Genomic DNA, 25,281 nt, shown 5'->3' with positions numbered 1-25,281 from the left:
GCCGCCGCGCTGAGCGGTCTCCCTCACCCACGCAGCGGAACGTTCACGACGAGGAGTGGTGGACATGGACCTGCTTGACCTGGCGGCGGCGATGCTCCTGCTGGCCGGTGCGGGCCTGGGGGTGTACCTGTGGGTGGTGGAGCCGCTGCGGCGCCGGGGTGGGGTGAGGGTGCGGCCAGCTTCCCGCATCAGGGTGGGCGGGCCGGTGGTGCTCAGCCCTTCTGGCGCTCAGAGCCGGCCTTCGCGGTACATCTCCTGTAGTCCCTTCAGTGCGCGGGGTTCGTACTGGATGACCTCATACGAGGTGCCATCAGCCTTGGTGCGCCGTTCGGTCCCCACTCCAGCGAGCTCACCGGCCATCGTGACCCGCCACGCTCCCGGTTCGCCCTCCAGAAAGCCAGCCTTGGCCAGGCGAGCGTTGAGCTCGGTGGCCTTGATCTTGCTGTCCTCTGGGCGCAGCTCTCCCATGTCTCTCCAGCGCGCGATCAGCTGACTCACCGTCAGGGCACCCTCCACCTCCGAGGGCGATGCGGGCGCGGCATCAGCAGGGGCCAGTCGCGAGGCACCGCCGCGCTGGGTCGACCGAACGTCATCGTCGGCGCGGACGGAGTCGGCCGGGGGCCCCGCGGGCAGCGCTGGTGGCTGCACACCCAGACCAGCCGGTGCGTTCGCAGCGAGCCCCAAGCCCTCTGAGGGGTCAGGGACGGGTCCGCTGCCGATGTTCGCGTCGGTTTTGGATGCGTGCTTTGCCACCAGGCGAAAGGCGCTCCCATGGTTCCATCGCCGTTCCGCCCCGAACATGACGAGCAGGTCCTTGGCGCGGGACACGGCGACGTTCAGCAGCTCGGGGTTGGCGTCGATGAAGCCCGCTTCTCCCGCGGCATCGCCGTACACGGCGGAGAACAGGATGACCGGCCGCTCAGCTCCCTGGAGCTGGTGGGCGGTACCGATCGTCATCGCCGAGGCGAGGTTTGCCGGAATAAGCGAGCCGCTGGGCAGATCTCGAAGTCGCTTCTGCAGCACCTCCCTCACGGTGCGCGCCTGGGCGCTGAAGGGCGTCACGACCCCGATGATCCCGTCGGGCTTGGCTTTTTTGTTGGGATCATCGATCTGGTCGATGTAGACGTCGTGCAGGATGTCGTAGTTGTCGATGACCCACTGGGCGATGGCCTCGGCCTCGGGCACGTTCTTTCGGCTGGTGCCCACTTGGGTGTCGCTCGATCCAGGGACGGGTCGGAACTGGAACGCCTCCGTCAACCCGTGCAACTTTGAGTCGGTCTCTTTCCGTTGAGGATTCAGCAAGCCGCCATAGAGGAGGTCGTTGCAGAGTCCGATGATGCTCGGGTGGCACCGGAAGTGCTCGGCGAGAAAAAGACCGCGCCGAGGCGCGTCGTCGCCGTGGAGCCAGCGCCCCGAATGGGCAGCGGACGCCATCAGGCTGGACGGTTGGGAGCAGGTGAGACCGTGGGGTTGCAGCAATTCCTCCCAGACTGCGAGCTCGATGCCGGCCGAGGCGGCAACCTCCTGGTCCGTCTGGACGTCGAGGGACCAGACCGGGGCCAACTGCTGGGTGTCGCCCACCACGAGAGCACGCTGGGCCAGCGCAAACGGTGCCGCGCCCACCGCGGTGTCCACCTGCCCCGCCTCGTCGACGATCATGAGGTCGATGCGCCCGATGTCGAAGGGGACGGGCTCGTCCTTCTTCGTGTACAGGGAGAAGTACCTGGGCACCTGGTAGGCGGTCATCACGAAACACGGCGTGAGCGCAGCGGCCTGCTGCCAGTAGGCCTCCATGACGGACTGGGTCCGCTTCCACCGCTCATCGACAGGGATGAACTCGGCTTCGAGCCAACAGGCCTCGTAGTAGTGCACGGCCAACCAGAACTCGGCATAGCGGAGCGTGCGATCCAGCTCCTTGTCGAGCCCCACCAGATCGGTGCACTGGCTGAGTCCTTCGATGCGGGATAGGCCCTTGAGGTGAGGATTCTCGGCTGCTGCCGCGCACAGTGCGGAGTAGCCAGCATCCGGCCCGTGGGAGGCCATGTGACGAAGAAGCTCCGTACGCAGGTCATCGACCTCCACGAGCGCCTCGTGGATCATCTTCTTGAGGCCGGGGATGTCACTGGTGTGGCCGAAGTAGGAGAAGGCCTTGGCGGCGTAGCAGTCACGCGCACCACTCAGGTACTCCGGCGAGCTGTACTCCGAGTAGATGCCCTCCTTGCGGTGGTCCTCGAGGAGGTACCTGCCCTGAGCCGCCTGACGCTTGGTCCCCGACGGGCAGTACACCGCCAGCGAGGTCATGGCAGCCTCCCCGGCTGCACCCTCCTCGGCAACAGGCAGCCACCGGTGGTCCAGCCTGCCCGGGGACTTCTTGGTCACCGACCCGAAGGCGTCGATGATGTTGGTGACCGCCTGGTTGTTGGTGGACATCCCCACGATCAGGGGTGGTGCCTGCTCACGAAGGGCGTAATTGGTCAGGAGCGTGGCGACCACGGCCTGCAACATCGTGGTCTTGCCCGTGCCCGGAGGGCCGCTGACCGCGGTGACGTCGTTGGCGCCATCGGTCAGGAAGCCGTGGACCGCGCGGCGCTGGGAGGCCGTGAGGGGAAAGCCGTCACTCATGGAACCCGAGGCGTCCAGGGCTCGAGCGAGAAGCCCGTCCTCGCGGTGGATGTCCCTCTCGTGCACCGGGCTGTGGCCTCCCCCGATGAGCTGGGAGACCAGTCCCAGCTCCTGGGTGCGGAGCAGATGGTCATAGAGCTCGAGGAGATTCCGCGTGGCGTTGATGCGCTCGAACTCCATGACGTAGCACGTCTGGGCGTCCAGCACGGTGCGTCCACTGGTTCGTTGCTCGGCGAACTCCTCGGGGGTCAGGCCCGAGACCTCCTTGCAGAGGGCGTCGGCCAGATCCACCGCATCGGCGAAGGACTCCACCTGGGAGACCTCGGCACTGAGCGGGCCGTGGAAGGATTTCCAGAAGGTTTCCTGCTCGCCCAGCATCACCTGGCGTCCGGTCACCTGCGGTGAGTTGAGCCGCTCGGCCGGGATCCACGGTGAGCTCGCGGTCTCCACGACGGCCTCGAGCTGGCCATCGCGGCGGAGGAGGGCGGACAGGAGCACGAGGCCAGCGTGCCTGCCGCCGCTCAGCTGGAGGGACAGCAACGAGATGACCACCGGCACGGGGGAGTCGTCCCGCCGGCGGGCGAAGAGCTTCTCCACCTCATCCGGGGGCAGCTGACCGGTCCTGAGGTGGGCCCTGGGAATTGTGACGAACTTGTCCTCCCCGAACGTGACCTCGTCGAGCTGACCCCTGCGTAGAACGCGAGCGAAGTACTCGATGACGTTCAGATCGGACAGCTCTTGCTGCGGCGTCATGCTGAGAGGCCCTCCGTTCTGTCGGACGTGGTCGAGAGGCATGTCCTCCCTGCGTCCTCCACCACGAACCTATAGGTCACCAACATGGTGGCATGCCGCGTCCTGCCCGCCCCGCGCCGCTCAGAACGCGCCGACGCCCAACCCGAGCGTGATGACCGCGGCCACGCCGATGAACGGCACCGGCACGGTGAGCACGAAGATGTCGGGTCTACGGGGTGTGTGGGTTGGTGGTCGCCGTGGGGGTGGGGATGGGTGTCTGGCTGTGGGTGCTGCCGCTGCTGCGGTGGCTGGGTGGGGCGTGAGGCGGCCGCCGCCTGATGTGGGGGCGCCGCCTCAGCCCTCCAGGGGCGCGGTGGCCCGCTGGGCGATCTCTGCGGCCACCCGGCGGGCGCCGAAGCAGCGGAAGGTGGCGACGCGGTCGTCACCGTGCAGCTCGACGATCTTGGTGCCCACGCCGTAGCGCACGCGCACCTGGCGGATCTCGGGGTACTCGATGCGCCAGGTGGTGTCCACCGGGTGCATCGACTTGTTCATGGCGTTGGGGGCGAAGGCGACCCCGCGGTCGTCGGCGATGACGCGGCCACCGACCCAGATGCCCTTGACGGGGGAGCCGCGCCAGTTGACCTCCTCGGTGCCGTGCAGCAGGGAGTTGGCGCGTTTGGTGATGGGCTCCATGGGGCAAGGGTAGAGGGGCGAGGGCATGGGGCGGGTCGGTACCGTTTCGTGACCCGCGGGGGTTGTCAGCCCTCGACTGGCAACCCGGCGCGCTGCACGATCTGCTGGCCGATCCGGTGGGCGCCGTGGCAGCGCACGCTGGCCACCTCGTCCCCGGAGTGCCCTTGATGATCGTGGTGACAAGCCCCCCCCGCAGGCGCACGGTGCGAATGTGGCGGTAGGTCATGGTCCACGTGGTGTCGGCCGAGTGAACTGCCTTGTTGAGGCCGCTGGGGGCGAAGCGGACGTCCTCGGCGTCAGCAGTGAGCCGGCCGCTCACGGTCTTGGTGAGGCTCTCCATACGGGGAGGGTGGTTCCGGGTCAGGTGGCGAGGTGCTCGGGGAAGAGCGACTCGTCCAGCCCGTGGAACGCCGCCCACTGCTGGTCGCCGTAGGACCAGTGCCACCACTCGGTAGGCAGGGGTGCGAATCCGTTCTCGAGCAGCGCCGCAGCCAAGAGGCGTCTCAGGTCGCGCGCCAGTTCGTCCTCAGCGGTGCGCGTGGTGTCGTGGACCTCGAGCGATGCCACAGCGGATGAGGGGACGAACGCGTCCCAGTCCGTCCCCAGCGCCAGCGGCACCCCGTGGTGTGTGAGCGTCAGATCCACCGCCCCACCGGTCGTGTGCGGGGCAACCATGCCGGGCTCCGATGGGTCGGAGACGAAGCCCTCCACCCCGTCACTGTGTTGGCGGCCGTAATACTCCAGCAGCTCCGCCTGGAAATGTGCGGGCCGCCACCCGTCCAGCACGAGCAGCCCAAACGCCTCCGGCAGCGCCCCCTGAGCGCGGACCAGCCGTTGCACCACCGGTTGGCGAAGCAGCAGGCGTGATGGCGTGTGGCGCAGCGGCAGCTCGCGGTACCCGTGACGCTGCGCCAAGGGCGACGGCAGCTCCCCCATCGGGGCGTCGTCGCTGCCCACCGTCACCGTCGACGGGTGGCGCCTCGGGGTCCCGGAGGGCACCGGGGGAAGCGCCGCGGGCAGGGAGTCCGCGATCTCCGCGGGCGGTGTGGTGAGCCACACCGTCCGCGGGGCGTTGACGTCAGCCCCGGTCACGCAGACCCCGTTCATCCGCGCCTCCGGACGCACGCGCCGAGCCGTCCTGACCGCTCTGGAGCTCCTGCGCCTGGGCCAGCTGGTGGCGGTAGTCGCCGAGCAGCTCGGTGAGGGCCGCGTCGCGATCCATGCGCCCGGCCACCGACAGCAGCACCGCGCCGAGCGCGAACCACGCCAGCAGCACGATGTACTCACCCGGCCACACCAACGACATGTTCGTTCCGGGGACCAGGGCTAGGCAGATGACCGCCGCTGCACCCGCCGCGCCGAGCACGGGCGCCCAACCGGGCGCCTCGTAGGCGCGCTGCAGTCCGGGGTACTTGCGGGGGAGCGCGTACTTGGCGGCCACCACCAGGATCCACACGATGCCCAGGTAGATGCCGCCGGTGTCCAGGAACCACAGGATGGCGCCGGGGCCCAGCAGGCCGAGGGCCAGGGTGGCCACCAGCACGGCCACCAGGGCGTTGCGCGGGGCGCCGGAGCCCTCGTGCACGCGCGCCAAGGAGGCCGGCAGGAGTCGTACGCGGGCCATGCCCACGATGATCCGGGAGGTCGCGATGAACAGGCCCAGGAAGCTGGTGAGCAGGCCCAACATCCCGATGGCATAGGCGCCCCAGCCGAGCAGCGGGAACCCGGCCTCACGGAAGGCGTCGATGGAGCCCAGCTCCATGCCGGCCGTCTGCTCCCAGGGGATCACCCAGGCGCTGGCCAGCAGCACGAGGCAGTAGAAAACCACTGCCACCACCACGGTGATGAGCACGGCCTGGCCGATCTTGCGGGGCGGCATGTCGGCGTCCTCGGCCAGCACGGCCACCAGCCCGAAGCCGACCACGTAGGTCATGCCGGGTACCACCATGCGCAGCGTGGACATGAGGGGGTCGTGGTCGTCGCGGAAGGCGGGCAGGAAGTTGTCCGGGGAGCCCGCGGCGAAGCCCACCATGATGAGCGCCAGGCCGATGAGCACCATCACCACGAACATGAGTACCTGCACCTGGGCGCCGATGCCCACGCCGAACCAGTTGAGGGCAAACATCAGCAGTGTCAGCGCCACGCCCGCGGCCAGCACCGGGGCGGTCACCACACCCTCGTTGATGGTGTAAAGGGGCGAGGCGTTCATGGCGTCGGTGAACTTGCCCAGCAGCGTGCCGAAGGCCGTCACGTAGAAGGCGGTGGAGGAGAGGTAGGCGCCGATGAGCATCCACCCCGCGACGAAGCCGGCCACACGACCCAACGCGGTGTAGCTGAAGACCACCTCACCGCCGGCGCGGGGGAAGAGGGTGGTCAGCTCGCTGTAGGCCAGCGCCACCATGGCGGCCAGCACGCCACCCAGGGCGATGCCCAGGATCATGCCGCCGGCACCGTAGGTGTCGAAGAAAGTGGAGTTGGTGTAGATCCAGCTGGAGCCCAACACGCCGGCCACACCCAGTGCCAGCAGTTGAAACAGGCCCAGTGACTTCTTCATCTCGCTCATGGTGCTCCTCTGGGTGGATGGCGGGGGGCGTCGGGAAGGGCAGAGTCATTCTGCAAGCGAGGAGGTGTGATGGCAATGAGGGCCTGCTGCACGGAGAGGTGACGCCTGATCTGGCTCGCTCGCTGGGCGGCCTGAAAGGATGTGCACCATGCCCGCTGCCTACCTCCAGGAGTTCGGCGAGGATGTCGTGCGCGTGGCCCGTTCCCGTCAGGACGGCGTTACTCTCGCGCGGATCGCGAAGGATTTCTGCATCCACGAGATGACCCTGCACAAGTGGGTGCGCCAAGCCGCTGTCGACGACGGCAACCGTCCCTGCAGGAGCCGGGAGGAGTCGACCGAGCTGCGCGAAGCTCGGCGCCGGATCCGCCTGGGCGGATTCAAGCGGTGGGCGCAAGGAACTCTGCGAGCTTCTCTGATGGTGTCAGATAGCCCAGCGTCTTGCGTGGCCGGCCGTTGAGGCTGTCCTGGATCGCGTCGAGCTCCTCGCGGGTGACGGTGCTCAGGTCACTGCCCTTGGGGAGGTACTGGCGCAGCAGCCCGTTGGTGTTCTCGTTGCTGCCACGCTGCCACGGCGAGTGCGGGTCGCAGAAGTAGATCGGGATCCCGGTGGCCGTGGTGAACGCGGCGTGCTTGGACATCTCGGCGCCTTGGTCCCACGTGATCGTCCTGGCCAATGACGTGGGCAACGTCGTGATCGCTTCACGCATCGCGGCCTCTACCTGCTCAGCGCTCTTCCCGTCTGGCAGGTGCAGCAAGAGCGTCATCCGGGTGGATCGTTCCACGAGGGTGCCGACTGCACTGCGGCTGCCTTCCCCGAGGATCAGATCGCCTTCCCAGTGACCCGGTACTGCACGGTCATCTGCCTCGCCAGGACGCTCGCTGAGCATCACCATGCCGGGGATTCGGCCACGGCCGTCGGTGGTCCCACGGGGCCTGCGAGTGGCGCGGCCGGACCGCAGGCACCGGGCCAGCTCGCGACGCAGCTCGCCGCGTCCCTGCACGAACAGCGACTGGTAGATCGTCTCGTGGCTCACGCGCATCTCCGGGTCGTCGGCGTGATCCAACCGGAGGCGCGCGGCGATCTCCTGGGGTGACCACAGCTGCTCGAGACGCTTGGCCACCTCCTCGAGGAGTCGGCCCGGTGCGAGCTTGAACCGCTTGGGCCGTCGAGCCTGCTCGCGGGCATGCTCGTGGGCGTGCCAGGCCGAGTACCCGGCTCGGCCACCACCGCGCTTCACCTCGCGACTGACAGTGGACACGGCCCGACCCAGCTGGCGCGCGATCGCCGTGAAGGTGTCGCCGCGGTTGATCCCGATCAGGATCTGCTCGCGCTCGTCGATCCTCAGGCAGCCGTGACGTGGTTCCCAGCCGAACGGCCTGGCCTCGACGTGCCTGCCAGCGCGGGCCATGATGCCAACCATCGGCGCGCTGCAACCGACCTCCTTCGCGATGTCGACCAGCCGCCAGCCCTTGGCATGCAACCTGAGCGCGAGCTGCTTCTGCTCCCGACTGAGATGACCGTGCTTGCCCTGCATCCGGGCCCTCCTGTGATCGGCGACTACCTCATCTCACAGGACTCGTTGCACTGACCGCTTGAATCCGCCCTGTCGGAGCAAGAGGTCGAGGTTCTGCGCCGTGCGGCGGCATACCTGTCCCAGGGGCGCCTGCCGGGAAAAGGTTCTACCCGCTCGTGAGCGAGCTCGCCGCCGACGGCACCCCGTCGGATGCCCCCACGGAGGCCCACCTGGCACGACGCGCCCGCCCGCCGGTGGGGTGGGCGTCGGGCGTGGTCGGTTAGCGGTCCGGCCGCGCTGGACCCAGGTCCAAACGCCCGGGGCGTGGTGAACCGAGGCGCTAGCAGCGTGGGGCCGGGTCAGGTAGCGCCCATCAGGTGCCACCCAGGGCGTCGCGCAGCAGGCGGGTCTGCCGCTGGTACTCGATCTCCCGAGGTTCTCGCGCTCTGTACGCATCCCGCGGCACGTGCCCCAGCCATCCGGTTACTTCGGCCGCGGTGTCTGGCGCCGTGCGGTCGCAGTCGCTGCGCCGCGAGACGGCAACAACTCGCCTATGCACCCTGCACAAACGCGGCTCTTTGCTGGGCCTTCTGCACGTAGGCGGCTGCCGCGCCCGCCCCTAGTCTCGCTCCATCACCCGCCTCCCCACCCAGCGAGGTCTCTCATGGCATCCACCGCCGCACTTGATGACCACGGCCTCGGCCGTGTGCCCCGGAGCGAGCGCAAGCACTGGTTCGGCATCGCTGTCCAGCGCTTCGGTCAGGTCTCCGCCCTCAGCCAGTTCCTGCTCGGCGCAACCCTCGGTTACGGCATGGGCTTCTGGGACGCGGCGCTCGCGTTCCTCCTCGGCTCCGTGGTGCTCGAGGTCGTCATGTGCGTCGTCGGCATCATCGGGCAGCGCGAGGGCATGCAGACCTCGCTCCTGGCCCGCTGGACCGGCTTCGGCGAAATCGGCTCCTCCCTGGTGGGCCTGGCCATCGCATTCAGCCTCATCGGCTGGTTCGGCATCCAGAGCGCCATCTCGGCCGAGTCCCTCGACTCCCTGATGCCCGGCGTCCTGCCCGTCTGGCTCTGGTGCCTGCTGTTCGGCCTCGTCGTCACCGCGATCGTCGTCTTCGGCTTCGGCGGCATGCAGCTGCTCGCCAACATCACGGTGCCGCTCTTCCTGGTCCTGGTCGGCTGGTCGATCATCTCCGAGCTCTCCCAGCACTCGCTGGGCGAGCTCGTGAGCCAGGCCCCGCCGGGCGCCGCCACCGGCGAGACGCTCACCGTCCTGCAGGGCACCGGCCTGGTCGCCGGCGGGCTCATCGTCGGCGCGATCATCACCGCTGACATGACCCGCTACAACCGCTCCGCCGGCGATGTGGTGCGCCAGACCGTCCTGGGCGTCACCCTCGGCGAGTTCGGCATCGGCCTGGCGGGCGTGCTGCTGGCCCACGCGGCCGGCTCGGGAAACGTCGTCGCCATCATCACCAGCTCGGTCGGCCTTGTCGGCCTGGTCATCGTCATCACCGGCACGCTGAAGATCAACGACTGGAACCTCTACTCGTCCTCGCTGGGGCTGCTCAACTTCGTCTCCACGACCTTCAATCGCGCCCTGCCTCGCACGGCCACCACGATCGTCATGGGCGTCGTCGGCTCGGTCCTCGCCGCCGTGGGCATCCTCGAGTCCTTCACCCCTTTCCTGATCCTGCTCTCCGCAGCCTTCCCGCCCATCGCCGGGATCATGGTGGCCGAGTACTTCATCGTGAAGCGCTGGCGCCCGGACCTGGAGGCCTCCCGCGCCCAGGGCGTGCTGCCCCCCGCCGCGCCGCGCGTCGTACCCGCCACCCTCGTCATCTGGGCGGTGTCCGCCCTGGTCGGCCACTTCGTCACCTGGGGCATCCCGTCCATCACGGCCCTGGTGCTCTCGATGGTGCTCTACACGCTCGCCGGCAAGGCCGGCCTCGTGCGTGGCCTCGGCGAGGCCCGCACCGACAACGACCGCCCGGTTGGTGGCGCGCCCGCCATCCGCACCGCGGACACCCACTGAATCCGAACCACCCACAGAAAGGTATGAGCTGATGCACATCGGCATCGACGTCGGCGGTACCAACACGGACGCCGTGCTCATGGACGGCACCCGCGTGCTCGCCGGGGTCAAGGAGTCCACCAGCCCGGACGTCACCAGCGGCATCGCCACCGCCATCGGTCTGCTGCGCGACCAGCACCCCTTCGAGGGTCCCCAGGTCGACGCGGTGATGATCGGCACCACCCACTTCATCAACGCCCTCGTGGAGGCCCGCCGCCTGGCGCCCACGGCCGCCCTGCGCCTCGGACTGCCCGCCACGGCCGCCCTGCCGCCGATGGTGGACTGGCCGCAGCGCCTGGTCGGCGCCATCGAGGGCCGCGCCTACCTCGCCCACGGCGGGTACGAGTTCGACGGCCGCCCGATCTCGCCGCTGGGTGAGGACGAGATCCGCCGCCACGCGGGCGACATGGCCGCGCACGGCATCCGCTCGGTCGCCGTCTCCAGCGTCTTCAGCCCGGTCAACCACGACCTCGAGGTGCGCGCCGCAGAGCTGCTCCGTAGCGAGCTGGGCGATGACGTGAGCATCTCCCTGAGCCACGAGATCGGCCGGATCGGCCTGCTTGAGCGGGAGAACGCGACGATCATCAACGCCGCCCTGCGCGAACTCGCCGTCTCCATCGTCGACGGGCTCAGCAGCGCCGTGCGCGCCGAGGGCATTGAGGCCCCGATCTTCCTCAGCCAGAACGACGGCACGCTCATGAATGAGGAGTTCGTGCGCCGCTACCCGGTGGCCACGTTCGCCTCCGGCCCGACCAACTCGATGCGGGGCGCCGCGGCCACCAGCGGACTGGCCAACTGCGCCGTCGTCGACGTGGGCGGCACGACCGCCGACGTGGGTCTGCTCGTCAACGGCTTCCCGCGCGAGACCACCACCGAGGTGCAGGTCGCCGGCATTCGCACGAACTTCCGGATGCCGGACGTGCTCTCGATCGGCATCGGCGGCGGCAGCATCGTCGACCTCGAGACCGGCGAGGTCGGCCCGGAGTCGGTCGGCTACCGCCTCACCCAGGAGGCGCGCGTCTTCGGTGGCTCCACCCTCACCGCGACCGACATCGCCGTCGCCCTCGGCCGCGCCGACATCGGCGATGCCTCGCTGGTGGCGGACGTGGACCTCGACTTCGCGCGCAGGGTCACCGAGCGGATCGCCGAGCGGGTCAGCGAGGCGGTCGACCGCATGCGTACGACCTCCGACCCGATCAGCGTCGTCGCCGTGGGCGGTGGCTCGGTGCTGCTCCCCGACGAGCTGCCCCTCTTCGGCACGGTGGTGCGCCCCGAGCAGTACGCGGTGGCCAACGCCATCGGCGCCTCGATCGCGCAGGTCGGCGGCGAGGTCGACAAGGTTGTCGCCGTCGCCCCAGGCGAGCGCGACGCCACGCTCGATGCGGTGCGGCAGGAGGCGGTCGACAAGGCCGTCGCCGCCGGCGCCAGCCCGCGCTCGGTGGAGATCGTCGACTTCGACGAGGTGCCGATCCCGTACCTGCCCGGCAACGCCACGCGCGTGCGCGCCAAGGCTGTCGGCGACCTGCAGATGGGGAACTGATGCAGATCACGACCGACCACGTCCCCGACCTGGCCCGCGGGGCCGCCCTGCTCGGCACCGGTGGCGGGGGAGACCCGCACATCGGCGCGCTGTTGGCCCGCCAAGCGCTCGTTGAGCACGGCCCGATCGCGGTCGAACCGCTCGGTTCGATCCCCAACGACGCCTTGGTCCTTTCGGTCGCGATGATGGGCGCCCCGACCGTCATGGTGGAGAAGCTCCCCGGTCTGACCGAGATCGTCGCCCCGGTCCGGGCCGTGGAGAAGCACCTCGGCCGCCAGGTGACCCACCTTCTGTGCGCGGAGGTCGGCGGGGTGAACTCGACCGTCCCGGTAGCGGCCGCAGCTGCTCTCGGCCTCCCGCTGCTGGACGCGGACGGAATGGGTCGTGCTTTCCCCGAACTCCAGATGGTGCTGCCCACCCTCTACGGCATCTCGGCCTCACCCATCGGGTTCGCGGACGAGAAGGGCAATAGTGGGGTGCTCGATACCGTGGACAACCGCTGGACCGAGCGCATCGCCCGCGTGGCCTGCGTCGAGATGGGCTGCTCGATCATGATCGCCACGTTCGCCATGACCGGGGAGCAGGCACGGGAGTCCTTGGTTGATGCCTCCTTGAGCCGTTGCCTGGAGCTCGGCCGTGGTCTTCGTGACGCCCGGGACGAGAAGGTCGACCCCGTCGAGGTCGTCACCCGCATGCTCGGTGGGCGCGAGATCGGCGGCGGCAAGGTCGCCGACGTGCAGCGAGCCACCACGACCGGCTTCGCCCGTGGCCAGGCTCGCATCACCTCAGAGGGCGGGGAGTTGACACTCTCGTTCCAGAACGAGCACCTCGTCGCCTCCCATGAGGGCCAGACCCTCGTGACCACCCCGGACCTCATCATGGTGCTCGAGGCCGAGTCCGGCGAGCCGATCACCACCGAGGGCCTGCGCTACGGCCAGCGGGTGCGGGTCGTCGCCGCGCCCTCGGACGAGCGCTGGCACTCGCCGGAGGGCCTCGCGCTCGCCGGCCCCGACTACTTCGGCTATGACACCCCGGCGCACCGCTACGACGGCAGCACCGGGCTGGCCGGGACGGAGCACTCCGCATGAGCTGGACCCTGACTGCAGCCGACCTGCCCGACCTCGCCCGCGGCGCCACGCTGCTCGGCACGGGCGGCGGCGGTGACCCGTACATCGGCCGCCTGCTCGTGGAGCGCGTCATCGGGCCCGAGGGCATCGAGGTGCTCGACCCCGACGACCTCGCCGACGACCTGTTCGTCATCCCCACCGCACAGATGGGGGCGCCGACGGTGATGCTCGAGAAGATCCCCGCCGGCACCGAGCCGCTGGCTGCGCTGCGGGCTCTCGAGCAACACCTGGGCCGCAAGGCCGAGGCGACAATGCCGATCGAGTGCGGCGGCATCAATTCGATGATCCCGCTCATCGTCGCCGCGGAGACCGGGCTGCCGGTCGTCGACGCCGACGGCATGGGCCGGGCGTTCCCGGAGCTCTCGATGGAGACCTTCGCCGTCTACGGCGTGCACGGCTCGCCGCTGGCCCTGGCCGGGGAGCGCGGCGAGACGGTGCTCATCGACACCGGCGACGACGACCGCCAGATGGAGTCCTTCGCGCGAGCGGTGACCATCCGCCTCGGCGGGGTCGGCCACATCGCCGAGTACGCGATGACCGGGGCGGAAGTCCGCCGGACCGCCGTGCCGCGCACGCTCTCGATGGCGCTCGCGCTGGGCCGGGCGATCCGTCTCGCGCGCGAGGGCAAGACAGACCCCTTCGAGGCGGTGGAGCGCACCCTGGCCACGACGCTCTACAGCCACGTGCGGGAGATCTTCTCCGGCAAGGTGACCGACGTGGAGCGCCGCACCACCGAGGGCTTCGCCCGCGGCGTGGCGCGGATCAGCTCGGTGGACGGTTCACGGGACCTCACCGTGCGCTTCCAGAACGAGAACCTCACCGCCGAGCTGGATGGCGAGGTCGTGGCGATCGTGCCGGACCTCATCTGCATCCTCGAGGCGGACACGGCCGAGCCGATCACCACCGAGGGGCTGCGCTACGGCCAGCGGGTGCGGGTCCTGGGCATTTCGACCCCGGACCTCATGCGCACCCCGGAGGCGCTGGACGCCTTCGGCCCCGCGGCGTTCGGGCTGGACCACCCGTTCGTGCCCGTGGAGGACCGGCTGCCGCAGCGCTCCGCCTAGGCTGGGCCGGTGCAGCGCTGGCTCGGTCAGGACGACCTCGACGACTACCTCACCGGGTGCCACGTTCTCGGCGGCGGCGGTGGGGGGTCGCCGTGGTTCCTGCGCCCCGCGCTGCTGGGGCGCAGCTGGCCGGTGACCGTGCGCGGGCTGGACGAGCTGCCCGCGGAGACGGTCTGCGTGGCGGTTGGGATGGGCGGTTCGACGATGGTCATGACCGAGCGCCTACCTCCGCTTCGACCGTTCGACGGGGTGATCGCTGCCATCGAGCACTGGACCCGGAAGCCCGCTGAGGCCGTCTGCACGGCGGAGATCGGCGGGCTGAACGGCGGCTCCGCGCTGCTCGCCGGCGAGGGTCTGGCTCTCCTGGACGCCGACCTCATGGGCCGGGCGCTGCCCGACGTGGACCAGTTCGGCCCGCTCGTCGACGGGGTGCCCGGGGTCGTGCTCGCCTGCGCGACCGGGGGCGAGGGCGTCATGACCGTCACCGACGCCCGACCGGAGGACGCCGAGTTCCTCCTGCGCCACGCGTTCGAGTGCGCGGGGGGCTGGGCGGCGATGGCGATCGGGGGGCTCACCGTGGGCGACCTGCGCGAGCACGCGGTGCCCGGGTCGGTGAGCCGCGCGCTCGAGCTGGGTCGTGCCGGGCGCCGGGTCTTCGAGGCGGGCGACGACCCGCGGGCGCTCGCCGAGGGGCTCGGGGGCGAGCTCATCGGCACCGGGCGGGTGCACGCCGTCGCGCACGAGGCCGGCTCGCGGCGGGCGACGGTCACCATCGACACCGATGCGGGGGAGGTGCTGCGGGTGATCGCCGCCTCGGAGTACCTCGTGGCCCAGGTGGACGGCCGGGTGGTCGCGCAGGCGCCTGACGTCATCGCGCTGGCGGCCCACCCGTCGTGGGAGGTGCTCGCCCCGGATGCGGTGAGCCGCGGGCAGACGGTGGTCGTGATGCGGCTCCCCGCGCCGGAGTTCTGGCGTCGGGCGGACCGGGCCCACGCAGTTGGGTCGGCGCGCTACCGCCTCGGCCTGGCGGGTGGTGCGGCGTGAGCGACATCAACCTCGCCGCGCTGACGGCCCACCCCTCGGCCGGCGCGTTCACCGTGGCCGCTGATGCGGGGGCGCAGTGGGCGGCGGTCCACGCGGTCACCGACGTCGCGGACCTGTGGGAGACCGTGCTCGAGAACCCGGCGCGCGTGCTGGTCGTCGTGCTTGCCGGCGGGCCGGGCAGCGACTGGGAGCGCGACGCGCTGGTGCGGCGGGTGGCCGATGCCGGCTACCGGGGGCTGGCGCTGCCGGCCGGGCGCACTGACACCCACACCGGCGACCTCGCGCGGCGTCTCGGGGTCACGCTGCTGCGCGTGGAGGAGCCGGTGGAGTTCCTGCGGGCCTGCTGGCAGCTGTGCCAGGCGGGGGACTCGCTGACGCTGCAGCACGTGCGCAAGTCCGTGCAGGCGACGCAGTACCGGGCGGCGCACCTCAGCGACCTGCTGCGGCACCTCTCGGCGGGGCTGGGGCACTCGCTGGCGGTCGTGCGGGCCGACGAGGTGGTCGCGCAGGTGGGGGATCCGGTGCCGCCGGCCGTGGTGGCGCGCCGGCCGGAGCGCTGGCTCAGCGCGCGGTGCGAGGGAGACGTGGGGGCGGTGTCCCTGCCACTGCAGGGGGCGCGGCACGGGTGGCGGCTCATCGTGCACGGCCGCGGCTGGAGCGAGGGGCAGCTGCACGCGGTCGCCACAGCCGCCGAGGTCGCCCTGCCCGCCGTGGCTGCGCGCATCCTGCTGGACGACGCCGAGAACGTCGGCGACGCCGCTCGCGCGAGCACGCTGCTGACGGCCGTCATCGATGCGGATGGTGAGGTGGACCCCGCGCTGGAGGAGCGACTGGTGGCGCAGAAGTGGCGGTTGGCCGGGCCGCTGCGGGCTGTGCACGTGGTGGCCCGGGAGCGCACCGACCCGGTGGGGATGCTGCGGCTGGTGCTCGGGGAGGTCGGTGCGGCGCAGGCGGTGAACGGGGCGCTGCACGGTGACGGTGTGACCTGCTGGGTGCAGGCGCCCCCCGGGGAGGACCCGGTGCCGCTGCTGCGGGACGCGCACCGACGCATCCGCAGCCAGATGAGGTGCTCGACCGGGGTGGGCTCGGTGGGTGAGGGGCCGGCCGGGCTGGTGGCGAGCATCCACCAGGCCTGCGATGCCGCCCGGCTGGCCGCCGACCGCGCCTCGGCCGAGTGGTTCATGGCCCTGGACGGCACGAGCCCGGCGCAGCTGCTGCGGGCGTGGACGCAGCCCGACACGTTCGTGGACACGGCCCGGCAGGCGCTGGCGGAGCTCACGGCGGACGAGCTGCTGACCCTGGCGGCCTACCTGGACCAGGAGTCGTCGGTGGCCGGCACCGCCGCGGCGCTCGGGGTGCACCGCAACACGATCCTGCCCCGGCTGCGGCGCATCGAGGAGCGGTTGGGGGCGAGCCTGACCGACGCGGACACCCGTCTGGCGCTGCACCTGGCCACGAGGGTGAGCACGTCCGGGGAGGGGTGAGGGGACGGGGAGGGGTGAGGGGGGCGATTCTGGGCTCATCCCAATCGAGGGTGTAGTTGGGGTCTGAATCCGCCTGTCTCGAGCAGGCTTCTGGCGATGTAGTTGGTGAGGTTGCGGAAGCCCAGGGCGGAGCCGCGGAGGTGTTCGAGTCGGCCGTTCGTGGCTTCGGTGGGGCCGTTGCTGGTGCCGGGTCGGTCGAAGTAGGCCAGGACGTCCTCTGCCCGCTTGGACAGAGTGCGGCCGAGGGTGACGAGCTCGGTGAGCGCGGCGGGGACGCCGGAGGTCAGGCTGGTGATGAGGTTGCTCATGGCCTGTCGGCCTGCGGTGCGGTCGGGGTGTCGGTAGGCGGCGATCATGCGCTGGTAGATGCCCCAGGTGGCTTCGACCTGGACGTGGTCGTCGTCCCCGAAGAGGGCGGTGAGGCGTTGGGTCTGGCGGTCGGTGAGCAGGTCGGCGCCGGTGTGCAGGGTGCGTCGGGATCTGTAGAGCGGGTCGGTGTTGCGGCCGCGGTGGCCGTGCAGTTCTTGCTGGACCCGGCGCCGGCAGCGGTCGAGGGCGTCGCCGGCGAGGCGGACGACGTGGAAGGGATCCATGACGGCGACGGCCTGCGGGAGCTCTTCGGTGGTGGCGGTCTTGAAGCCGGTGAACCCGTCCATGGCGACGACTTCGAGGCCGTCGCGCCAGGCCTTGGGCCGGGCAGCGAGCCATGTCTTGAACACTTCCTTGGAGCGGCCCTCCACCATGGCCAGCAGCCGCGATGGCCCGGTCTTGTCGCGGACCGGGGTGAGGTCGATGACGACGGTGACGAACTTGTCGCCGCGGTGGGTGTGACGCCAGACGTGTTCGTCGACGCCGATCACCTTCACGTCATTGAATCGGGTCGGGTCGTCCAGCAGGAGCCGCTGGCCTTCGGCCAGCACAGCGGCGTTGGCTGTGTCCCAGGAGACGGCGAGAGTTTCGGCGAGGCGAGCAACGGTGAGGTGTTGGCAGACGAGTCCGACCAGCGCCCACCGCAGCGCGGTCCGGGACAGCTTCGCTCGGGGCTCGGCGGCACGGGTGGTGTCTTGCCGCCAGACGTGCCCGCAGCCGGTGCACTTGTAGCGGCGGACCGTGAGCAACAGCGTGGTCGGCCGCCACCCCAGCGGTTCGTGGGCCAGCTCCCTGGTGACGGTGTCCCGCGCCCTCCCCTCGCAGCCGCAGCGCCGGCACCAGCGCGCCGCATCGTCCTCTTCGACGCGGCACAGGAGCACCGCGCGGTCCGGCTCCACCTGCTGGCCCACGACCACGAGACCGAGCTCGTCGAGGCGGCAGAAAGTCGTCACATCAGGGGTCGCGAAGGTAGCGTCAGGCACGTCGAGGTCTTCTTGGATGGGCAGTGTGAGAACTTCCATCCTCGGAAGGCCTCGACCACTATCCGGGCACCGACGCGCCGCGCCCTCCCACCACGGCTGCTGCGTCGCCTACACCCTCATCTGGGAAGAGCCCGATTCTGGGCCCAAGCGGCGCCCTCGCGCGCGTTGGGCGTATTTTGTTGCCGAAGCGACCGTCAACCCGTGGCTGTCTGCCTATGTTTTGGAGCACTTGGATGAAATTGACGCTCTTGGGGGGCGAAGCTAGGGCCAGGATTTCGGGGCGGTCTGAAGGCCGCCTCACAAGCCTTCGAAGTAGTCCTCGTCCAGCCTGTAGAGCACCGCGGTCTGCTGTTCCTGAACACCCACCCCGTACTGGACGAGGAGCTGCGCCAAGCGTTTGCCATCGATGAGCTCGATGCGGGCGTTGATCCGCTCGGCCTCCTGGATGGCGCCGCCGGAGAAGGTGGACGTCGTGATGAAGACCCCACGGTCCCCCTGCTTGCCAAGCAAGGCGCCGGCGAACTCGTGGATCCGCGGACGGTCGACGGTCCTCTCCTCGGCGTAGCGCTTGGCCTGCACATAGATGCGATCGAGTCCCAGAGGGTCTTGACTGATGATCCCATCCACCCCGGCGTCACCGGTCGCGCTCGTCCGCTCGACGCTGCCCGCCCGGCCGTAGCCCATGCGCGAGAGAAGCTGGATGACGAGGTCTTCAAAGCCGGTCGGTGAGAGACCGAGGGCGGCCTGCAGGACGTCGCCCTCCACGGCTGCGCGGTTAATGGAGATGGCGTTCGCCAGCAACTCCTCCGGCGTCTCGCTTGTAGGTGGGGTCTGTCGGGAAGTGGTCGCCAGGGTGGGTTGAGGCTCCTGTTCGCGGGTCCGCTCGCGGAATGCTCGGTAGGCCTGGAACTCGTCCAGTACTCGCACGTCAACGCGGTCAGGGTGGCGCTCTAGCACTTGGCGCCCCGCCTGCGTCAGCCTATAGAGGCCGCGTCCTTCACGTGCCAGGAGGCCCGCCTGGCTCAGGTGGGTGGTTGCCCACCCCACCCGGTTAGTAAAGACGGGCGAGCGCCCGCTGGGTAGCTTCTCCGCGAGTTCCGCTTCGGACAGTTGGAAGGTGATCGCCAACCGTGCCCGGAGGTCACGGACGGCGTGGACCTGACCGTCCTCCAACTCGGCCAGCACCGGCCGCATGAGCGTCTGGAAGTCGGGGATCATGCCGGCTGGCGCCTTGCCTTGTCGTAGGTCTGGCCCACGATGTGCTCCACCATCATCCGGCGGAAGTCCAAGTTCTCGAAGAACATGCTGAACAACTTCCCGTTCTGCTGGTCCCGGTCCAGCAGCATGTCCTCCACGCGTTCCTCCACCACCAGCCTGTAGGCCCTCCGGTCATTGTGACGCGCCACATCCTGCATGTCCACGTCGTGGGCCACCACCATCGTCTGCTGCTCGAACCACAACCTGTCGGCATCGCCCAGCTCGGCGCCGAACTTCTCGTTCAGCACCGCAATGAGCGCCGACAGCTTGTCCGCCACCGGCTCTGCCTCAGCACCCTTGCCTTCACCGGGCAGCGCCTCACCGGGCTCATCGGAGCCCTCCAGCTCAATAACCGTCTCGCCCTGCGCCGCAATCCGCAAGTGCGAAAGCTGCACCGACCTGCTGATTTGGGGCATCGAATCACCCTCGCGCTGCGGTAGGTCCGCGAGCAACAACCGCCCGAACAGGAACAGCCGCTCCTGCTCGGGGTCGGCCCACGGCATCACCTGGGCAATGAAGGTGTACGCACGGCAGAACGCGTCAAGCGTCCCGCGGAACGTCTCCGCGGCGTCCTCATCGCGCTCGTTGAGCATCACCCAGCGCCCGGCTGCCTGCCCCACCAGCTGGTAGATGCGCCCTTGGTCTGTGTCATCCCCGTCCAGCACGAGAGCCACGGCCTGCTGCATCTCCTCTGCCACCAGCACGCCAAACGTCTTCAGTTCCTGCTCCATGGTGGTCAGCGCCTGCGGGTCCACCTGCTCGGCCAGGCTCTGCTCGTAGAACGGCTCGAACGCCGCCTGGATCTCCTCGGCGGAGTTCGCGAAGTCCAGCACGAACGTGTCGTGCTTGCCCGGCATGGTTCGGTTCAACCGGCTCAGCGTCTGCACCGCCGCCACGCCCGAAAGCTTCTTGTCCACGTACATCGTGTGCAGCAGCGGCTCGTCGAAACCGGTCTGGTACTTCTCGGCCACCACCAGCACCTGGTGCTCGTCGTGGAAGCGCCGCGGCAGCTCACTCTCGGGGAACCCGTTCACCGCCCCCTCGGTCAGCGCCACCTCCGGGGTGTCGGGGTCAGTCACCGAGCCGGAGAACGCCACCAGCGCCGACAGCGCACCCGGCCCCTTGTCGTACCCGTTCTTCTTGATGTACCGCTCGATCGCCTGGTGGGTCTTCAGTGCGTGCAGCCGCGACCGCGTCACCACCATCGCTTTGGCGCGCCCACCGACCTTGTGGGCTGTCTTCTCGCGGAAGTGCTCCACGATCACCTCGGCCTTGCCCTCCATCATGTGGTCGTGCAGAGAGGCGTGGCGGGCCAGCGCAGCCTTCCCCTTGCGGGTGTCGATGCTGGGATCGCTCGGCTCGGTGTTGATCAGCTTGTAATACACGTCGTAGGTCGTGTAGCTGGCCAGCACGTCCAGGATGAACCCCTCGGCGATCGCCTGCCGCATGGAGTACGTGTGGAACGGGCGCTTCACCCCATCGGGCCCGGTCTGGCCAAAGATGTTGAGCGTCTTGGGCTTGGGCGTCGCGGTGAAGGCGAAGAACGACAGATTGCTCTGCTTGCCGCGCCGCTGCGCGCTCTCCAGCAGGGAGTCCTCCTCGGCGCCCGGCACGTTGCCATCGGTGGTCTCGGCTGCCTCGGCGTCGTCCAGCGCCTCGTCAACGCCACCCTTCAGCACCCGTTTCATGCCGCTGAAGGCCGAGCCGGAGGTGGAGGAGTGCGCCTCGTCCACGATGACCGCGAAGCGCTGCCCCATCACGCGGCCGCCATCACCGGTCTCCTTCGCCTGCTCTTTGGCCAGCTGCATCACGACCGGGAACTTCTGCAGCGTGGTGATGATGATGCGGGCCGCGTTGCCCTCCAGGGAGGCCTTGAGCTGCTTGGAGTCCTTGTCGATGCGGACGATCGTCCCCTCGGTGTGCTCCAGCCCAGCGACCGTGTTCTGCAGCTGCTTGTCCAGCACCTTGCGGTCGGTGAGCACCACCACCTTGTCGAAGACCGGCGCCTCGTCCTTGCCGTGCAACCGAGAGAGCAGGTGGGCGCTCCAGGCGATGGTGTTGGACTTGCCCGAGCCGGCGGAGTGCTGGATGAGGCGGTCCACCCCGGCGCCGTCCTCGTAGGTGGCGGCCAGGATGCTGCGTACCGCGTGCCACTGGTGGTAGCGGGGGAAGAGCACCTGCCAACTGCTGCCCTCCTTGCGCTGCTGGATGAACGAGCCCAGCAGCTCCAGCCACGCGTCGCGCTGCCAGACCTCCTCCCACAGGTAGGCCGTCTGGTAGCCGTCGCGCTGCGGGTTGCCCGCCGTGCCGGGGTGGCCGGGGCCGTTGCTGCCCTGGTCGAAGGGCAGGAAGCGCGTGTCCTGGCCGGCCAGCCGGGTGGTCATGGCCACGTGGTGCGGGTCCACCGCATAGTGCACCAGCGCCCGGCTGCGGAAGATCAGGTCGTTGGGGTGCCGGTCCTCCCGGTACTGCGTCTTGGCGTGCTCGATGGTCTGGTGCGTGAAGGGGTTCTTCAGCTCGGCCGTGGCCACCGGGATGCCGTTGAGCACCAGAGTGACGTCCACCGAGTCGGCGGGGCGACTCTCGGAGTGGTGCAGCTGGCGCACCACGGCCAGCCGGTTGGCGGCGTACCGCGCGGCGATGGTCTCGTTGAGCCCGCTGGCGGGGCGGAAGGTGGCCATGTCCACCGTGATGCCGGCGTGCTTGGTGCCGCTGCGCAGCACCGCCAGGGTGCCGCGGTGGTCGATGTCGCCGGCCAGCGCCGTGAGGAACCGCTGCCGGGCCAGCCCCTCGCCGCCGTTGCGGGCCACCAGCTGCTCCCACGCCTTCGGCTGGCTCTCGGCCAGCCAGGCCACCACCTCGTCGGGGAACAGCCCGAGGGCCCGGTCGTACCCCTCGGGGGCGAGGGCCTGCCAGCCGTGGCCGGTCAGGTGGGCCTCGACATTGGCCTCGAACGACTTCTCGCGCGTGTTCGCCATGGCGTCACTCCGGGATGCGGGTGCTTGCGGTGGTCACGTCCAGCTGCCCGGTGACGGCAGCGGTGATGAGGGACTGCTTGTACTCGGTGAGGAGCTCGATGGAGCGGGTGAGAGCGGCTTGGGTGCGGCGGTTTCCGGCCATCTCATCCTCCCAGCGGTCGATGGCCTCGATCTGGGTGCTGCGATCTGGCAGCGGGATCATGAGTGAGCGGATAACACCGGAAGGCAGGTTATTGGCCATCCCCTCAGCGCCGCTGACGCCTTGGCGGATGCGTTGCCGGTTCGCGTGATGGCGCAAAGCATGAGCTGTGTACTGAGGGACCAGCCCCGCGACCGTTCTCAAGCGATACAACTTGTCGCACAAGAGGAGCTGGTCGCGCACAGAATCAGGGACCAAGGCGACACTACCGATGAGATCGAGCGACCCACTCGCTCGCGACATGATGAGATCCCCGCCTTTGATCTCATACTCGAGGCGAGGCTCAACCGCATCGGGCAAGCGCTTGTTGTCCTCAGCTCGGAACTCGCCGCTGTTCACGCATCCCGCGCGCATGACACCCCATTGCCCCAGCTCTGCCGGCTGTTGGTCAGCTGCGGGGGACCAGCCCTGCTCGAGTTTCGTCAACAGCCGTCCAAGGCGGACCGCACCCCAGCGGTCTCCGTGGTCAGTGAGTTGATGATCGATCAACTGGCCAGCCTGTGCGGCTACCTGCCCCCGTTGGGTGTTACGGGCGGCGATGATGCGGTCGATGCGGGACACGCGGTCGTCGAGGAAGTCTGCGATGCGCCGCTGATCCGGCTCGGGCGGGAGGGGGAGCCGCAAAGAGCCGATGTCTTGAAAGCGAACCGTCTGCCCGTCCCTCAATTGCTGGGTCGTCGAAGCCAATTCGCCGATGAACGCATGGGACTTGAAGACCCACCGGAAGTATGGGTGATGTGCGCCGTCAATGGCGCGCATCACCGTGTAGGCGGTACTCACCTTCCCCCGCAAGGCAGACGTCTCGAGGCCCCCCTGAAAACTACGGAGATGGGCAATGAAGTCGCCAGGTTCGACGTGCTTCATCTTGTCAGCCCCGCTGAGGTTCAGCACCACCCGCGACCCCGTGCGTTCCATGTACTCGCGCTGCGTCAGGACCCCGAGGTGCTGCGAGGGGGTGAGGTGTTCGTCGTCCGGTCGAGAGGGTTCCCTCCGCTCCCGGAAGCGCGAGCGCGGCTGGATGGTGTCCCAGCCCGATGGCAGGTGTTCCAGCCAACCGTTCACAGCCCCAGTCCCTTCATCCAGCCCTGGATCTGCTCCTCGAGCTCCTTGATCTCGGCGGCGATCTCGTCCACGGGGCGTGGCGGCTCGTACACGTAGAACTGGCGGGTGAACGGGATCTCGTAGCCCACCTTGGTCTTGCTGTAGTCCAGCCACGCGTCCGGCACGTAGGGGTGGATCTCGGTGTGCAGGTGCTTCTCGGCGGCCTCGTCCAGGGTGGAGAAGCGCCGGTTCTCCGGCAGGTCCATCCACCCGTCCGGTAGGGGGATGTTCTCCGCATCGCGCAGGTCCGGGTCCGGTGCGGGCTCGCCCTTCTTGAGGATGACCGGCGCCTCCTCATCGGCGATGGCGGCCCCCTTGAGCACGGCCTTGCGCTCCTTGGTGTCCAGATCCGCCAACTCGTTGGACAGGGCCTTCTCGGTCTCGAAGCGGCGCCCCACCAGGTGGCCGATGCCCTCGTGGGCCTCCGCGAGCTCCGAGGTGACCTCCCAGTGCCGGCGCATGGGGCGCTCCACGGTGATGCGCTGGTAGCCGAAGTCGTTTCGGTTCATCACACGTACGCGGGGGTCGTCGGCGAACTCATCCAGGGCGCCGCCGTAGAGGTTCGTGATCTCACGGATGGCCTCAGGCTTGAGCTCCTTGCGCTTGTCGCCCAGGGACTTGCGCATCTTGGTGCCCATCTCGCGGGCGTCAATGAGGCGCACCTTGCCGCGGCTGGCCCCGTCCTTGTCGTTGGTCAGGATCCACACGTAGGTGCTGATGCCTGTGTTGTAGAACATCTGGTCCGGCAGGGCGACGATGCCCTCCAGCCAGTCGTTCTCCAGGATCCAGCCGCGGATCTCCGACTCGCCGCTACCGGCCTGACCGGAGAACAGCGGCGACCCCGAGAGCACGATGCCGATGCGGGAGCCGCCCGGCTTCATCTTGCTGATCATGTGCTGCAGGAACAGGAAGGAACCGTCGGAAACCCTCGGGGTGCCCGCGCCGAATCGGCCGCTGAAGCCCAGGTTCTCGGCCTCGTCCTTGATGGGGCCGGCGTACTTCTTCCAGTCCACGCCGTAGGGCGGGTTGGCGAGCATGAAGTCGAACTGCTCGGTGGGGAAGGCGTCCTGCGTCAGGGAGTTGCCGCGCGCCATCCGCTCCGGGCCGATGCCGAGCATCATCAGGTCGGACTGGGCGATGGCCCAGGTCTCGTCGTTGAGCTCCTGGCCGCTGACAGTGACCGTGGCGTTGCCGTTCAGGCCCTGGACGCCGTCCAGGGCGCCCACGAGCATGCCGCCGGTGCCGGCCGCGGGGTCGTAGACGGTGCGGACGGGCCGGGGGTTCTCCATCAGCTCGGTGTGGGTCTTACCCGTGAGGAGCAGCTGCACCATCAGGGAGATGACCTCGCGCGGGGTGTAGTGCTCACCGGCGGTCTCGTTGGACATTTCCGAGAACTTCCGGAGCAGCTCCTCGAAGATGTACCCCATCGCCTCGTTGCTCACCACGGAGGTGCGAAGGTCCAGGTCGGCGAAGTCGGCGATGACCCCGTAGAGGATGTCGTCGCGGTCCATCCGTTCGATCTTGGGGTCGAAGTCGTAGGCCTCGATGACGCGGGCCGCCTCGGGGGAGAGGTGGCGGATGTACTTGGCGAGGTTCTCGCGCAGGTTGTCTGCGTCGTTGAGCAGGCCGGCGAAGGTCAGCGGGGAGGTGTTGTAGAACGGGCGGCGACTGGTGCGCTTGAGCAGCTTGTCCTGGCCGGGGCCGATGGTGTCCCACCCCTTGGCCTGGGCGACCACCTCGGCCTTGGTGTCGGCCAGGGCGGCGTCCATGCGGCGCAGGACCAGCAGGGGGAGCATCACTGAGCCGTACTCGTGCTGCTTGAAGGTGCCGCGGAGGCGGTCGGCGATGCGCCAGACGAAGGCGACCTTGTCCTCGAAGCCTTGGGGGGCCATGCGTCTCCTCTGTAGTCCGGGGAGTCACGGTAGCGCGGTGGGTGG

Annotated in this window: 16 protein-coding genes; 6 read left to right on the top strand and 10 right to left on the bottom strand. The window is 69.2% G+C overall.

What is annotated here, in order from left to right:
- Window positions 1–228: 228 nt before the first annotated feature.
- The 5 genes from KSED_RS11235 to KSED_RS11215 form a co-directional block, all read right to left on the bottom strand.
- Entirely contained in the window at window positions 229–3,375 is a 3,147-nt protein-coding gene (locus KSED_RS11235; RefSeq protein WP_049758565.1) for a DEAD/DEAH box helicase, read from the bottom strand.
- Between the two features lie 333 nt (window positions 3,376–3,708).
- Window positions 3,709–4,050 (bottom strand): hypothetical protein, encoded by a 342-nt coding sequence (locus tag KSED_RS11230; protein ID WP_015780203.1) that lies wholly within the window; start codon window positions 4,048–4,050, stop codon window positions 3,709–3,711.
- A 360-nt stretch (window positions 4,051–4,410) separates the two neighbouring features.
- Window positions 4,411–5,142 (bottom strand): M15 family metallopeptidase, encoded by a 732-nt coding sequence (locus KSED_RS11225; protein ID WP_169307795.1) that lies wholly within the window; start codon window positions 5,140–5,142, stop codon window positions 4,411–4,413.
- Complete coding sequence (locus KSED_RS11220) at window positions 5,129–6,613, bottom strand: APC family permease (protein WP_015780201.1); 1,485 nt, start codon at window positions 6,611–6,613, stop codon at window positions 5,129–5,131. Before KSED_RS11220 ends, KSED_RS11225 begins: the two co-directional genes overlap by 14 nt.
- Window positions 6,614–6,990: 377 nt before the next feature.
- Window positions 6,991–8,148, bottom strand: a complete 1,158-nt coding sequence (locus KSED_RS11215) for an IS30 family transposase (RefSeq protein WP_015780200.1) — start codon at window positions 8,146–8,148, stop codon at window positions 6,991–6,993.
- A 643-nt stretch (window positions 8,149–8,791) separates the two neighbouring features.
- On the opposite strand from KSED_RS11215, the gene KSED_RS11210 reads away from it, so the two are divergent.
- From KSED_RS11210 to KSED_RS11185, 6 genes are read left to right on the top strand one after another with little or no spacing between them, the layout of a single operon-like run.
- Window positions 8,792–10,159, top strand: a complete 1,368-nt coding sequence (locus KSED_RS11210) for a purine-cytosine permease family protein (RefSeq protein WP_015780198.1) — start codon at window positions 8,792–8,794, stop codon at window positions 10,157–10,159.
- A 31-nt stretch (window positions 10,160–10,190) separates the two neighbouring features.
- Window positions 10,191–11,738, top strand: a complete 1,548-nt coding sequence (locus KSED_RS11205; protein WP_015780197.1) for a hydantoinase/oxoprolinase N-terminal domain-containing protein — start codon at window positions 10,191–10,193, stop codon at window positions 11,736–11,738.
- Window positions 11,738–12,826, top strand: a complete 1,089-nt coding sequence (locus KSED_RS11200; protein ID WP_015780196.1) for an S-methyl thiohydantoin desulfurase family protein — start codon at window positions 11,738–11,740, stop codon at window positions 12,824–12,826. The genes KSED_RS11205 and KSED_RS11200 overlap by 1 nt, the downstream gene beginning before the upstream one ends.
- Window positions 12,823–13,929, top strand: a complete 1,107-nt coding sequence (locus tag KSED_RS11195) for an S-methyl thiohydantoin desulfurase family protein (protein WP_015780195.1) — start codon at window positions 12,823–12,825, stop codon at window positions 13,927–13,929. Before KSED_RS11200 ends, KSED_RS11195 begins: the two co-directional genes overlap by 4 nt.
- Before the next feature lie 9 nt (window positions 13,930–13,938).
- Complete coding sequence (locus KSED_RS11190) at window positions 13,939–14,973, top strand: DUF917 domain-containing protein (protein WP_015780194.1); 1,035 nt, start codon at window positions 13,939–13,941, stop codon at window positions 14,971–14,973.
- Complete coding sequence (locus KSED_RS11185) at window positions 14,970–16,457, top strand: PucR family transcriptional regulator (RefSeq protein ID WP_015780193.1); 1,488 nt, start codon at window positions 14,970–14,972, stop codon at window positions 16,455–16,457. Before KSED_RS11190 ends, KSED_RS11185 begins: the two co-directional genes overlap by 4 nt.
- A gap of 35 nt (window positions 16,458–16,492) precedes the next feature.
- Here the strand turns inward: KSED_RS11185 and KSED_RS11180 are convergent, their stop codons facing one another.
- The 5 genes from KSED_RS11180 to KSED_RS11160 all read right to left on the bottom strand — a co-directional run bounded on the left by KSED_RS11180 (window position 16,493) and on the right by KSED_RS11160 (window position 25,236).
- A complete protein-coding gene (locus KSED_RS11180; protein ID WP_015780192.1) occupies window positions 16,493–17,809 on the bottom strand; it encodes an ISL3 family transposase in 1,317 nt (438 codons plus the stop codon).
- Window positions 17,810–18,106: 297 nt separating this feature from the next.
- A complete protein-coding gene (locus tag KSED_RS11175; RefSeq protein ID WP_015780191.1) occupies window positions 18,107–19,027 on the bottom strand; it encodes a restriction endonuclease in 921 nt (306 codons plus the stop codon).
- A complete protein-coding gene (locus tag KSED_RS11170) occupies window positions 19,024–22,044 on the bottom strand; it encodes a type I restriction endonuclease subunit R (protein WP_015780190.1) in 3,021 nt (1,006 codons plus the stop codon). Before KSED_RS11170 ends, KSED_RS11175 begins: the two co-directional genes overlap by 4 nt.
- A gap of 4 nt (window positions 22,045–22,048) precedes the next feature.
- A complete protein-coding gene (locus KSED_RS11165; protein ID WP_015780189.1) occupies window positions 22,049–23,305 on the bottom strand; it encodes a restriction endonuclease subunit S in 1,257 nt (418 codons plus the stop codon).
- Window positions 23,302–25,236: a type I restriction-modification system subunit M gene (locus KSED_RS11160; protein ID WP_015780188.1), complete on the bottom strand. Its 1,935-nt coding sequence runs from the start codon at window positions 25,234–25,236 to the stop codon at window positions 23,302–23,304. Before KSED_RS11160 ends, KSED_RS11165 begins: the two co-directional genes overlap by 4 nt.
- Window positions 25,237–25,281: the final 45 nt, after the last annotated feature.

This window comes from Kytococcus sedentarius DSM 20547 (genome assembly GCF_000023925.1).
Lineage (GTDB): Bacteria > Actinomycetota > Actinomycetes > Actinomycetales > Dermatophilaceae > Kytococcus > Kytococcus sedentarius.
The sequence above is the reverse complement of the archived record's forward strand: the minus strand, read 5'-3'. Positions and strand labels throughout refer to the sequence as shown.